This is a genomic window from Streptomyces sp. NPDC086777 (genome assembly GCF_040702065.1).
Classification (GTDB): Bacteria; Actinomycetota; Actinomycetes; order Streptomycetales; family Streptomycetaceae; genus Streptomyces.
The window spans coordinates 40,243-53,192 of the sequence record NZ_JBFBJI010000046.1 but is presented as its reverse complement, the minus strand read 5'-3'; the positions used below and the strand labels follow the sequence as shown (position 1 = coordinate 53,192).

The window sequence follows — 12,950 nt, the reverse complement described above, 5'->3', positions numbered from 1 at the left end:
ACTTGCGTCATCTCTACCGCTGCCCCCTGCGCTGGTCCGACATGGACGCGTACGGCCATGTCAACAACGCGGTCTTCGTCCGCTACCTGGAGGAGGCCCGGATCGACTTCCTGTTCCGCCCGGACAAGGAGTTCAAGCAGGGGTCGGTGGTGGCGCGCCACGAGATCGACTACAAGCGGCAGCTCGTGCACCGGCACCACCCGGTCGACGTCGAGCTGTGGATCACCGAGATCAGGGCCGCGTCCTTCACCATCACCTACGAGGTGAAGGACGCCGACCTGGTCTACGTACGGGCCTCGACGGTCGTCGTGCCGTTCGACTTCGACGCCGGACGGCCGCGCCGGATCACCGCCGAGGAGCGGGACTTCCTGGAGGAGTACCGCGACGACGACAAGGAGGAGGCCGTCGCCGCATGACGGTGCTCCACCTCGCTGACGACGGGGAGGCGGCGGACCTCGCGGCCTTCCTCTCCCGGCTGCTCCACTACGACCGCTCGGCGGCGGTGCGGCTGCAGGCGGCCGGCACCGCGCTCGCCGTCTTCGGCCGGCCGCCCTCCTTCGAGGTGCTGGCGATCCGCGCGGTGCGGCTCGCCAAGCCGTACGAGGACGGGCTCGACGTCACCCTCGACGTGACCGTGTCGGCGGGCGAACTGCTGGAGTCGCTGGACGAACGGGCCGCCACGGCCGCCGTACCGAAGGCGGTGACCGGGCCGCCGTGGGCCGGCGTGCTGCCGCCCCGGAGCGGCTGGCGGGCCGAGCCCGGGCTGCCATCACCCCAGGCGCTGGTCGCCGCGGTCTCCGCCGCCGTCGGCGAATTCCGGTCCCGTACCGAGGAGTTGGCCCCGGACGGCCGTACCCGTGCCGTACTCGACCGGATCGGCCGGGACATCTGGTCCCGGACCGTCGGCGGCACCCGGCTGCCGGTCCGGGCCGTCCACGCGGCGCAGTCCCTGGGCTTCCTGCGCCCGCGCACCGAGCCGGGCGACGAGGCCGTACTGCTCTCGGCGGGGGCCTGGCTGCGGCTGCGGACCCCGTTCGGGTCGATCGCCGTGCGCCGGGCAGGGCTCGGGGCGCTCGACGTCAGCGTCCGCTGAGCGCCGCGCCGTCGGTGCTCACTCGGGGGTGTTGACCATCGAGGCGGCCGCGTAGGTGAGGTAGTTCCAGAGGGTCTCCCGGTGCTCCTCGGTGAGGCCCAGTTCGTCCACGGCCACCTGCATGTGCCGCAGCCAGGCGTCGTGCGCCGCCCGGTCCACGGTGAAGGGGGCGTGCCGCATCCGCAGCCGGGGGTGGCCGCGGTTGTCGCTGTACGTCGTGGGGCCGCCCCAGTACTGCATGAGGAACAGGGTGAGCCGTTCCTCGGCCGGGCCCAGGTCCTCCTCCGGGTACATCGGCTTGAGGAGCGGGTCCCCGGCGACGCCCTCGTAGAAACGGTGGACGAGCCGACGGAAGGTCTCCTCCCCGCCGACCTGCTCGTAGAAGGTCTTCTCCTGAAGCGTGCCGCGCCGAATCTCTCTCACCCCTCCATGGTCTCAGACGGGGTGGCCGAGGACTCGAGGCCTAGGACCTCGAACGCGTGCGGGGACGGGTCGGCGCCCCCGCAGGGGCGCCGCGGCTCAGCCCCGTCGCACGGTGATCGTCGTCCAGGCGCCCACGTGCACCCGGTCACCGTCCTGCAGCGGCACCGGGACGAACGGCTGGATCGGCTCCTCGCCGCCGTTCACCGTCGTCCCGTTCGTCGAGTTCTGGTCGACGACCGCCCAGCTGCCGTCCGGCTGCTGCACCAGCACCGCGTGCTGGTGCGAGACGCCCGGGTCCTCCGGCGGCACCGACAGGTCGATGTCGGGGGTGTCGCCGGTGGAGTGCCGGCGGCGGCCGATGGTGACCTGGTTGCCGGTGAGCGTGCGCTGCTGCTCCGGGGAGTACGCGGGCAGGTTGAGACCGGCCGCCTCGGGGCCCGAGCGCTGCATCATCGCCATGAAGTACTCGCGGTCCGGGCCGATCGTCGCCGTCCAGGTCGCCGGGGCCTGCGGGGCCTGCGGGAAGGCGGGGCCGGGCGGGGCCTGGGTGACGCCGGGCTGCGGGTAGCCGTAGCCGCCGGGACGGGCGGGTGCGCCGGGGCCCCCGGCCTGGCCGGGCGGGGAGATCACCCAGTCGTCGTCACCGCCGCCGAAGGACGGGCCGCCGGCCGGCGGCCTGGTCTCCTGCGGGAAACCGGGCGGCGCGGGCGGCGCCGACTGCTGGAAGGCGCCGGGAGCCCCGCCGGTGGTCGCACCGGGGCCGCCGGGCGGCGGCGGAACCGGCGGCCGGGACGGGTCCGAGCCACCGAAGGGCCCCGCGGCGGGGCCGCCGGAGGGATCACGGGTGTAGGGGCCGGAGGCCTGACCGGCGCCGGGCGGGGCACCGAACGCGGACCCGCCGCCGGCGTTCTGGCCGGGGGCGCCGCCGTAGGGCGGGGGAGCGGACTGGCCGCGGTCGCCGCCGCCAAAGGCGGGCGGGCCGGACTGCCCGCGGTCGGCGAACGCCGGAGGGCCGGACTGCCCGCGGTCGCCTGCGCCGAAGCCCGAGGGGCCGGATTGCCCTCGGTGGCCTCCGCCGAACGCCGGAGGACCGGACTGCCCCCGGTCGCCTCCGTCGAAGCCCGAGGGGCCGGACTGCCCTCGGTCGCCTCCGCCGAACGCCGGAGGGCCGGACTGCCCTCGGTCGCCTCCGCCGAAGCCCGAGGGGCCGGACTGCCCGCGGTCGCCGCCGAACGCGGGCGGACCCGCCTGGCCGCGGTCGCCGCCGAAGCCCGGCCGGCCGGCGGGACCCGACGGACCCGGCGGGCCGGACTGGCCGCCGCGCTCGCCCGCGAACGGCGTCGGGCCCGAGGGCTCGCTGCCGAAGGACGGGATCGGCTCGGCCGGACGGTTCACCTGCGAGGGGCGCGAGCCCTGGTACTCGTACGAGTCGCCGCCGCCGAAGGACGGCGGGGCCGGGGGCCGGAAGGTCGGCGCGGCCGGGCCGCCGCCCGCGGGCGGGCGCGGGGCGGCCGGGGTGTACGAGGTGGCCGTGTTGGTCAGGAAGTTCCACCGGCATTCCTCGCAGAACGGCGCACCGCCCTCACGGGGCGTACGGCACTGCGGGCACAGCTCCGGCTCGGGGGAGTTCGGTACGGCGGACAGGTGCCGTCCGCCCCCCATCGGACCGCCGGCCATCGGGCCACTGCCCATCGGGCCGCCGGCCGGGGCGCCGGACGCGGGCGGCGGGAAGCCGTAGCCGCCCGCGGTCGGCGGGGGCGGAGGCGGCGGAGGTACGGCACCGGCCATGCGGTGACCGCACACCTCGCACCAGTCGTCGGAACCCGACTGGTGTCCGTTCGGGCAGGTCGGCATGGCGGGCTTCCCTCTCTGTCAGGATCGTCCTGAGCCTGTCTGGGTGGTCCTGCGTGTGGACTGTCAGATCACTTCTTTACACGAACAGTCTTTGTGGACCGTGTCTCGAGAGTCATCTCGTCGGCCTCCTCGACCTTCGCCTTCAGTCGCACAGTACCTGTCGTGGCATCGACCACGTCCACCACCTTCGCAAGCAGTTTCGCAGTATCCGCGTTCCCGGAAGCGCTTGCCAACTGAACGGCCCGACCCAGTTTGGCCGTTGCCCCGTCCATATCGCCCGCTTTGCGCAGGTCGAGCCCCTGCTGGATGGCTTGTGCCAGTTCGGCCTGGCCTGTGTAGTGCGCGACTTGGGGGTTGATGGAGGTCGAGGCGACCATGTCGTCCGTCCATACCGCCCTGATCAGGCCCTGCGCGCCGAGATTCTGGGCGCTTCCGTCGGACTGCGGGACGACCAGCGAGACGCGCGCGGCGAGCATTTCCTGGCCGAGGCCGGCCGTGGGGACCTCCACGCAGACGTGGTAGTCACGCGACTCGTCGCCCCAGGAACCGGTGGGGTAGTCCCCGGCGCGCGGCCCGGCCTCGACGCGGCGGTCGGTCAACTGCGCCACCGTGGGCGCCACTTGCTTGACGAACTTGATGGTCGTGCCGACCGGCGTCCACAGCCGCAGCGCGACGTCCGCGACCTCCTTGCCCATCGCCGTCTCCATCATCTGCGTGAAGTCGGCGGCCAGGCCGGTGGGGTCGGCGACTATGTCGGCGGTGCCGAGCAGCGCGGAGGCGATCCCTGTGACTTCTTTCACTTCCCAGTCGGTGCCGACTCCGCGCGCGTCACACGTGAACCGCCCGGCGCAGGAGTCCAGGGCGGCCTTGAGGTCCTCCGGCGACTCGTGCTCGTTGCGGCCGTCGGTGAGCAGGATGCCGTGCCGGATGGTGACGTCCGCGGAGGACAGGAGCCGGTCCGCGAGCCGCAGCCAGGTGCCGATCGCCGTCCCGCCGCCCGCGCTGAGCCGGCGCAGTGCCTGCTTGGCCTGCTCCCGGGTGGCGCGGTCGGCCACCGCGAGCCGGCCGCCGCCCGGGTAGACCTCCTTGGCCACGTGCGTGCCGCCGATCACCGCGAAGTGGGTTCCGTCGCGCAGGGTGTCGATCGCGGCCGCGGTGGCGTCCCGGGCGTTGCGCATCTTGGTGGGCGGGTAGTCCATCGATCCCGAGCAGTCGACCATGAGCGCCACCCCGGCGGCGGGCCCCTGCCCGGGGGCGTACGACGTGCCGACCGCGGTCCCGACGGTGCCGCCGCCGGTCGCCGTCACCGTGACGATCGCGTTGACCTCGCGACCGCCCTCGGGCAGGTACTCGTTCTGGTACACGTCCACCGAGAACTGCGGCACGCTCGATTTCGAGAAATTGGCCATGACTGCTCTGGTCCCCCTCCACCCCACGCGTGGTGGGTGCTGACGATTGTGCGGACCGGTCCCCTCCGGTCCGCCGGTGCTTCCCCGTACGTCTGTCGCCGTACGGCTCGTTCCCCGTGCGTCTCCCTGCCGTTTGCGGCCGTTTTGCGCGGCCTCAGGCGGATCCTGCCCCCTGAGGCGGTTCCGGGAACGGCAGCAGCGCCACTGTTACGTTGTCGTGGCCCCCGCCGTCCAGGGCGTGACCGACCAGCACCCGGGCCGCGTGCAGCGGTCGTACGTCCGCATCGGCGGGGACGACCTCGGCCATCTCCTCGGCCGTCTCCGCGTAGTTCCACAGGCCGTCGGTGCACACCACCACCACGCCGGGCCGGTCCGGCTTGAAGGAGGCGGTGTGCGGCTCCAGCTCGTAGGCGTCCGCGCCCAGCCAGCCGGTGATCGCGTGCGCGCGCTCGTCGGCGTACGCCTCCGCCTCGCTCATCAGGCCCGCGGCGACCATCTGCGCGGCCCAGGAGTCGTCCTCGGTGAGCCGGGCCGCCGGGGCGCTCCGGTCCACCGGCACCCAGTAGACGCGGCTGTCGCCGACCCAGCCGACCACGAGCAGGCCCGAGGCGACGATCGCGGCGACGATCGTGCATGCCGGGGCGTTCTGGTGCGGGGTGTGCTCACGGGCCGACGGGGGCTCCTCGGCGAGGGCGTTGACCGCCTGGGAGGCCACGACGATCGCGTCGTGCAGCGCCTGCTGCGGATGGGTGCCCTGCGGCAGCGCGGCCAGCAGCGCCTCGCCGGCGGCCCGGGACGCGGCCATGGAGGCCTCGTCGGGCCGGGTCGCCGAGGAGACGCCGTCGCAGACGACCGCCAGCGCGGCCGGGGTGCCGTCGGGCAGCGCGGTGTGGCCGACGGTGAACGCGTCCTCGTTGCGGTGGTGGCGCAGCCCGCGGTCGCTGACGGCGGCCACCGGGCCCGACTCCTGCTCCATGTGGTCGCGCTCGCGCGGCTGGGCGTGCCCGCAGTTCTCGCAGTAGCCGTCGTCGTCGACCCGGCCCGCGCGGCAGGCCACGCAGACCTTCGGCAGCTCCGTGGTCTCGGCCGTGCCGGTCGCCCCGGTCGCCCCGGTCGCCCCGGCCGGTTCGGCGGCGGAGGCGGCCACCCGCGGGTCCGGCGCCTGGAGCGGGTACTCGTCCGGCTCCGGCGGCCGGTCGAACCGCACCCCGGAGGCCGGGGACACCGGCGAACCGTGCCCGGGCGCGCCGTGCGGCGGCGGGGAGGCCGGCGAACCGTGCGCGGGCGGCGACACCGGCAGCGAGTCGCCACCCGAGTCGGTGCCGGGCAGGTCGGTCGGCAGATGCGGTGCCGCGGGCGTACCGGAGCTCTCCGGCTCGGGCGGGGGCCAGTCCACGCCCGAGGATCCCACACCGGCGGCGCCCATGGTGAGAGTCGGGTGGTCCTGCGGCGCGGCGGGCATGGCCGACAGGTCGTACCCGCACGCGCCGCAGAACAGGTCACCCGATTCGAGCGGCTCCGCGCAGCTCGGGCACTTCGCCGGTGCGGCCTGCTGGGGCATCTGCGACATCAACTACACCCACGTCCGGGGGCGGTAACGGTTGGCCCGTTCCACCAGGTCGATCCTCTCCGCACCGCCGGTCGCCAGTCTGGCCAGCGTGCGGTACGAGCGTTCCAGGCCGAAGCGGAGGCCCCGCTCGTCCAGGCCGCTGCCCAGCAGCTCCCGGCCGCCGACGACGGGCTGGGAGTCCTGGCCCCCGGAGAGTATCCAGTCCAGCGCGCAGCCGAGGACTTCCGCCGACAACTGCTCGCGACGGGCCGGATCCAGACCGTACGCGTCCAGCGCCTCGATCTGCCCGGCGGCGGCCGTCAGGTCCTCCAGGAACGGCGTGTCGTCGGCCGCCGCGGTCCGGTGCCGCAGCCGCGCCCGTACGGCCGCCACCCGGGCCGCCGTGTAGTGGATCGAGGCCTCCGGCACCGACTCCAGCGTCCGTACGGCGCCCCGCCGGTCCCCGGCCGCCAGCTGCACCCGGCCCAGGCCGAACGCGGAGCTGACGAAGCCCGGGTCGGTCGCCCACACCAGCCGGTAGTACTCGGCCGCGTTGTCCAGCTGGCCGAGCACCTCCGCGCACAGGCCGAGCGCCAGCTTCGGCGCGGTCTCGCCGGGGAAGGCGTCGTAGATCGCGTCGAAGGAGAGCGCCGCGCCCTCGAAGTCGCCGGTGACCAGGCCGGCCACGCCCCGGCACCAGACCACCCGCCAGTCGTCGGGCCGCTCCTCCTCCAGCCGGCCGAGGCTCACCTGCGCGGCCTCGAAGTCGCCGTTGTCCAGCCGGGCGCGGATCTGCCGCAGCTCGGTCTCGACCGTCTGCACCGGCGCCGCGGCCAGCGCGCTGAGCAGGCTGACCTCGCCCACCAGCGAGGTCGACAGCCCGGCCAGGAAACCGGCGTTCGGGTCGCTCTGGTCGACCAGCGGGACCGGCAGCGCGAGCGCGGCGGCGGCGGTGTCGATGGGCCTGACCAGGGCCGGGTCGGCCGGGGCCGCGCCCGGCCCCGGGGGGTCCAGCGCGAGCGGTCTGGAGGCCACCTTCCGTCCGCCCAGCCGGGACACGTCGCCGTCCAGCTTCGGGAACAGCTCGGTGTCCGTGACCTTCACCTCGGGCCCGAACAGCGTCGACAGCGCGGGCCGGGAGGTCCCGGTCTGCACCGAGACGACCTCGCGCAGCACGCCGGTCAACTGCTCGGCCATCTCCTGCGCGGAGGCGAACCGGCGGGCCGGGTCGGGGTCGGTGGCCCGCACCAGCAGCCGGTAGAACGACTCGTACTGCCGGAACACCTCGATGTTGTCCGGGTCGGGCAGCGAGTCCACGAAGACGGTCGTGTAGCCCTGGAAGTCGAAGGTGAGGACGGCGAGGGTCCGCCCGACCGTGTACAGGTCGGAGGCGACGGACGGGCCGACCTCGGCGACCTCGGGCGCCTGGTAGCCGACCGTGCCGTAGATGGCCGACTCGTCGTCGTCCATCCGGCGCACCGCGCCCATGTCGATCAGCTTGAGCTGGTCCTCGGCCTGGATGGCGTTGTCGACCTTGAAGTCGCAGTACAGCAGGTTGCGGCTGTGCAGGTGGCCGAGGGCCTCCAGAGCCTCGATGCCGTACGCGCACGCCTGCTCCACCGGCAGCGGGTCGCGGCGGCCCTCCGGGGTGCGCCGGTCGTTGGCGATCTCCTTGAGGGACTTGCCGCCGACGTACTCCATGACGATGTAGCCGTCGAGGGAGCCCGTGCGCTGGTCCAGGTGTTCGACGAAGTTGTAGATCCGCACGATGTTGGCGTGCTCGATCTCCGCGAGGAACCGCCGCTCGGAGATGGCGGCGGCCATCGCGTCCTGGTCGCCGGTGTCCAGCAGGCCCTTGAGGACCACCCAGCGGTCCGAGACGGCCCGGTCCACCGCGAGGTAGATCCAGCCCAGGCCGCCGTGCGCGAGACAGCCCACGACCTCGTACTGGCCGTGCACCACGTCGCCGCCCTTGAGCTTGGGCACGAACGAATACGGGTTGCCGCACTTGGTGCAGAAGCCCTCGGTCCGGCCCGGCCGCTCCCCGCGGGCCCGCCCGACCGGCGCCCCGCAGTCCGCCCGCGAGCAGAACCGCTTGCGCTCCGGCACCTCGGGGTTCTCCTGGACCATCTCGCGCGGGTCCGGCTTCGGCACCTGCGGCACCGTGACCAGACCGGCGCCCAGCCTGCTGCGCCCCGACGTGCTCGCCGACGAACCGGAGCTGCGCACCGACACCGAACGGCCCGTCGACTTGCCCGACAGGGACCGCGACAGCCGCCCGGAGACCGAGCGTCGCGACTTCGAGGACTGCGACGAGGTACGCGAACTGCTCCGGCTGGAGCGGCTGCTGGACCCCGAACTCCCGCTGCCCGCCGAGCCCCTGCCGCCTGCCGTGATCCCGGTGGGCGGCGAACCGACCATGCCGCTCTCGGAGACGACCGGCGCCAGCCCGCAGGTGTCGCAGTACAGCTCACCCCCGCCGACGTCCTCGTACGTCCCCTCGCAGTCCGGCCGCTGGCAGCTCTCTCCCGCCTGACTCACGGCTTACTCCCCCCTCCGGTCCTCGGGCCCGCTCTGCTGCGGCACCCGCGGCGCCCCGAGCGCCTCGGCCACCGACCGCTGATAGCGCAGCACCGCCTGCTCCGCGACCCTGAGATCGCAGGGCGCACTCCACAGCATCCGCCGGGCCGCGTCGTACCGCTCGACCAGGAACGGGTCCTCCGCCAGCCCGTGCCGGGCCACCTTCGCCTTGTACGCGTCCAGCCGGCCGCGCAGCTCCGCACGGACCGCGAGCGGCGCGGTGACCGCCGTCAACGACTCACGGGCGCGCAGCAGTTCGTCCTCCGCCTTCTGCTCCAGGGACTCCAGGAGCGGCGACAGGCGGTGCCACTGGGCCCCCCGGCGGTACTCGGCGGCCGTCGCCAGCTGCTCCTGCAGCGCGGTCGGCGGGCCGCTGACCACCGGCACCTCGGTCGCCGCGATCTTCGCCAGCACCTCACCGCGCGCGGTGCGCGCCTCGGCGAGGGTGCGGTCCGCGCGGGACAGCACGTCCCGCAGCCTGATCAGCCGGGCCTCGGCGTCCTGCCGTACCGTCAGCACGGCGTCGATCTCCCGCCGCACCTCCTCCAGCGCCCGCGCCTCCCGGTCGTACACCGTGGTGTCGGGACGGCCGCCGCCGGGCGCCGAACTCCCCGGCGCGGGAACCCAGAACGCCAGCGGATCGGAGACCACGTCCGCGCGCAGCTTCGTCAGTATGCGGGTGATCCGCTCCAGGTCGTCGCCGGCCGGGTGCTCGCCGGGGCGCACGCCGACGGAGTGCGCCAGCGTGCGGGTGCGCTGCAGCTCGGCGGCGAGTAAATCGATCCGCGCGGGCAGCGCCGACCACACCGCGTCGGCGGTGACGACCATGTCCAGCGAGGTCGCGTACAGCTCGTTCATCCGGTCGACCAGACCGGTCAGCGAGAACCGCTCGCTGAGCCGGCCGGCCGCGGACAGCAGGGTCGGCGCGTTCGCCGTCGCGGTCGCGCTGCCCGCCACCGTCACGCACTCGCCGCGCAGCAGCTCGGTCAGCTCCACCAGGTCCTCACGGCTGGACCAGCGGCGCCGGGCCCTGATCTCCCGTGCGGAGCGCAACGCGTCGGTGTAGGCGTCGAAGTACGCCCACAGCAGGGTGATCGAGGCGTCGGCGGACGTCCACCGCTCCCGGGTCGTCCCGGTCAGCTCGGCGCCTTCGAGGAGCCTGCGGCCCGCGTGGTCCTGCAGGGCGAGCAGTGAGGTCTCGATCGCCTCGTGCTCCGCGCCGAGCCGCGCCAGCGCACGGTCCACCTCGTCCCGGTCCATCACCGGCCCGGCGGGGTCCGTGACGCCCATCGATCACCTCTCGCTTGCTCGTCGGGGCTGGGCCTCGCGGATGCGGGTCAGCTGGTGCGCAGGTACTGCGGCGCGGGTGGCTTCGACGCCGTCGAGTCCGCCCCCAGTGTCGCCGACAACCACTTGTCGTACGACGCCTGCCAGCCGTCGGACCGGTACTCCACCAGGATCTGGTTGACCCGGCGGACCAGATCGGTCGCGTCCTTCTTCATGGCCACCCCGTAGTACTCGGTCGTGAAGGCGGCGCCCTTGAGTTCGACGGTCGGGTCCTGGGCGGCCTGGCTGGCGGCCAGCGCGCCGTCGGTGACCACCGCGTCGACCTCGCCGAGCTGCAGCCGCACCAGGCAGTCGAGCTGGTTGGGGACGGTGGTGGAGATGTCCGCCGAGGCGGCCGGCCCCCCGGCCTTCCGGTCGGCGGCCAGCTTGGTGTGCGCCGTCGAACCGGCCGCCGTGCAGATCCTCTTGTGCGCCAGCGTGCCGTTGTACCCGGTGATCGACGACGACTTGGGGGCGAGGACCTGCTGCCCGGTCTTGAAGTACGGCGCGGAGAACGCGACGTCCTTCAGCCGGTCGCAGTTGATGGTCATCGTGCGCACCACCATGTCGACGCGGCCGTCCTGGATCGCCGGTATCCGCTGGCTCGTCGGAATCGCCTTGAACTGCACGGCGTTCGGGTCGCCGAGGATGTCCTGGGCGATCCGGTGCACCAGGTCGATGTCGAAGCCCTCCAGCTCCGCGTCCGAGGTGTTCGGGTTGCGGTAGCCCCAGCGGTAGCTGTTCTGGTCGACGCCGACGATCAGCTTCCGCTTGGCGCCGGTACGGGCCTTGATGGCGTCGATGGTGGACCCGTCCGCGCCCGACGGCGACCAGGTCTCGTCCTGCGCCCGGGAGTCCACGCACGTGTCGGCCTTCGCCGGGCTGCCGGTGGCCAGCCCCGGACCGCCGAGCCCCACGCCCTGGCCGCCCGCACCGCGGGACTGGGTGAGCGGCAGCAGCAGGACGAACGCCAGCGCCAGGACGCAGCCGACCGCCATCGCGCCCACCCCGCCCCAGCCGCGCAGGGAGATCCTCATCCGCCGCACGAACATCGCCACGCCCCCTCTCACCGGTACTCCGAAAGCCTGCGCCCGATGCCGAACAGCGCGCCGGCCGCCGCCGCGACCCCCAGCATGGCGGCACCGATCGGCAGCCCGGACATGGCGTCCCGCCCGTCGGTGGCCTGCTCCTTGAACTCGGCCTCCTCATGGACCAGCGCGTTCTTCAGGTTGGTGTCCACGCTGTCGAAGCACTCGGCGGTCGCGCCCTTCGCGCCGATCACCCTGTCCAGCGCCGCCTGGTAGTCGCCGTTCTCGTCCTCGGTGCGGGCGGCCGCGTGCCGCTGCTTCCACACCTTCATGTTCCCCTCGGCCGCCACCACCGGCCTGCTGCCCGCCGAGTCGTTCGCGAGCGCCGCGGCCTCGGTGAGGCCCTTGCCGAGCGCGTCCATGTCCTTGTCGAAGTCGTAGTAGTACGCGTCGTACGTCTGCCCGCCGACCGTGACCGTCTCGGCGCCGCGCGCCACCAGGCTCAGGTTCTCGTTCCCGCGCGCCTTCAGGGAGGCGATCCGGGCGTCGTGCAGCACGTTCAGCGAGCGGACGCCGTGGTCGTAGGAGCCGTCCAGGCCGGAGCGGGCGACGGTGTGGCCGACGACCAGCCACAGCAGCGTGACGACCGTGGCCGCGGAGGCCGCGACCAGGCCGTGGTTGAGCAGGCGGTTGGTCCGGCGGTAGTGCCGCAGCTGGGCCCAGGCGAGCGCGGCGAGCGCGAGGAGGCCCAGGACGATCGCCGCCCAGGGGTACGGCGTCGCGTCCGAGTAGTCGGAGGCGAGACGCGCGTTCTCCTTCGTGTAGAGGTCCTCCGCGGCCGGGAGCATCTCCTGCTCCATCTTCTCGTTCGCGTACCGCAGGTAGGCGCCGCCGACCGGATAGCCCTGCCGGTTGTACACCCTGGCCCGCTCCACCAGCCCCTTGTACTCCGGCAGCAGCGTGTTCAGCTTCGCGACGGCCGCCTCGGAGGGCGAACCGGGCTCGGAGTTGGCGGCGGCGGTGACCAGCTTGGCGGCGGCGGTCCGGATGTCCTGCTCGTAGCGCGCGCGGGAGGCGGGCGTCTCCTGACCGCCCGCCAGGAAGCCGCTGGAGGCCGCGGTGTTGGCGTCCGCCAGCGAACGGTAGATGTCGGCCGCGCTCGAACTCAGCGGCTGGCTGCGGTGCAGGACGTCGTCGGCGGCGGCCGCGCGGTCGGTCATCTGCCAGGCGGTGACGGCACCGAAGGCGACGATCAGCGCGGCGAGGACGGCGCCGATGACGCGGAGCCGGCCGGGTTCGGTGGTGGCGGCGGCGCGGAGCCGGTCGGCGCCTTCCGCGAACGCCGAGCGGCGGGGAGGCGTGGGGGTGCCGGGCCGCGTCCGCTGCGCGGGCAGGGCGGTGCCCGTGCCGGTGCCCGGCGGTGCCGCGCTCTTCGTCGGCGGGTGTGTCACTTGACCTCCCCCATGGTCATCCGGTCGCCGCCCAGTATCGCCGCCCGGACTGACATTCGGCACCGGCCTTCACTGGATCTTGATCGGATCGCAGCGGAACCCCTGCCCATGAATACGCCAGGGGGAACGGTTCGGTTCCTGGGGGGTGGTGACGGTGCGTTCCGGGGCACGGGTGCGTGGGGGTCGCTCGCGCGGTTGCTCCCCCAGCCTTCGGCCGGGGGTACCCCCAGCGCCCCT

10 protein-coding genes are annotated in these 12,950 nt (G+C 73.7%); 2 read left to right on the top strand and 8 right to left on the bottom strand.

Annotation, left to right across the window (positions count from 1 at the left end; translation table 11 throughout):
• Positions 1–2 precede the first annotated feature (2 nt).
• Both AB0472_RS39660 and AB0472_RS39655 read left to right on the top strand, forming a co-directional pair.
• The gene (locus AB0472_RS39660) at positions 3–416 is read left to right on the top strand and encodes a thioesterase family protein (protein ID WP_366364164.1); all 414 of its coding nucleotides are present in this window, start codon (positions 3–5) and stop codon (positions 414–416) included.
• On the top strand, positions 413–1,093 hold the full coding sequence (locus AB0472_RS39655) for a hypothetical protein (protein WP_366364163.1): 681 nt from the start codon (positions 413–415) through the stop codon (positions 1,091–1,093). Before AB0472_RS39660 ends, AB0472_RS39655 begins: the two co-directional genes overlap by 4 nt.
• An 18-nt stretch (positions 1,094–1,111) precedes the next feature.
• Here AB0472_RS39655 and AB0472_RS39650 read toward each other — a convergent pair whose 3' ends face one another.
• The 8 genes from AB0472_RS39650 to AB0472_RS39615 all read right to left on the bottom strand — a co-directional run bounded on the left by AB0472_RS39650 (position 1,112) and on the right by AB0472_RS39615 (position 12,656).
• Entirely contained in the window at positions 1,112–1,516 is a 405-nt protein-coding gene (locus AB0472_RS39650) for a globin (RefSeq protein ID WP_366364161.1), read from the bottom strand.
• Between the two features lie 96 nt (positions 1,517–1,612).
• The gene (locus AB0472_RS39645) at positions 1,613–3,370 is read right to left on the bottom strand and encodes an FHA domain-containing protein (RefSeq protein ID WP_366364159.1); all 1,758 of its coding nucleotides are present in this window, start codon (positions 3,368–3,370) and stop codon (positions 1,613–1,615) included.
• Between the two features lie 68 nt (positions 3,371–3,438).
• Positions 3,439–4,779 carry a VWA domain-containing protein gene (locus AB0472_RS39640; protein ID WP_366364157.1) on the bottom strand — a complete coding sequence of 447 codons (1,341 nt, stop codon included), beginning with the start codon at positions 4,777–4,779 and terminating at the stop codon, positions 3,439–3,441.
• Between the two features lie 154 nt (positions 4,780–4,933).
• Positions 4,934–6,349 carry a protein phosphatase 2C domain-containing protein gene (locus tag AB0472_RS39635; RefSeq protein ID WP_366364155.1) on the bottom strand — a complete coding sequence of 472 codons (1,416 nt, stop codon included), beginning with the start codon at positions 6,347–6,349 and terminating at the stop codon, positions 4,934–4,936.
• Between the two features lie 3 nt (positions 6,350–6,352).
• Positions 6,353–8,869, bottom strand: coding sequence for a tetratricopeptide repeat protein (locus AB0472_RS39630; protein WP_366364153.1), 2,517 nt, complete (start codon positions 8,867–8,869; stop codon positions 6,353–6,355).
• Between the two features lie 3 nt (positions 8,870–8,872).
• The gene (locus tag AB0472_RS39625) at positions 8,873–10,198 is read right to left on the bottom strand and encodes a hypothetical protein (protein ID WP_366364151.1); all 1,326 of its coding nucleotides are present in this window, start codon (positions 10,196–10,198) and stop codon (positions 8,873–8,875) included.
• Positions 10,199–10,245: 47 nt separating this feature from the next.
• On the bottom strand, positions 10,246–11,286 hold the full coding sequence (locus tag AB0472_RS39620; RefSeq protein WP_366364192.1) for a glutamate ABC transporter substrate-binding protein: 1,041 nt from the start codon (positions 11,284–11,286) through the stop codon (positions 10,246–10,248).
• Positions 11,287–11,300: 14 nt separating this feature from the next.
• Positions 11,301–12,656: a hypothetical protein gene (locus AB0472_RS39615; protein ID WP_366364190.1), complete on the bottom strand. Its 1,356-nt coding sequence runs from the start codon at positions 12,654–12,656 to the stop codon at positions 11,301–11,303.
• Positions 12,657–12,950: the final 294 nt, after the last annotated feature.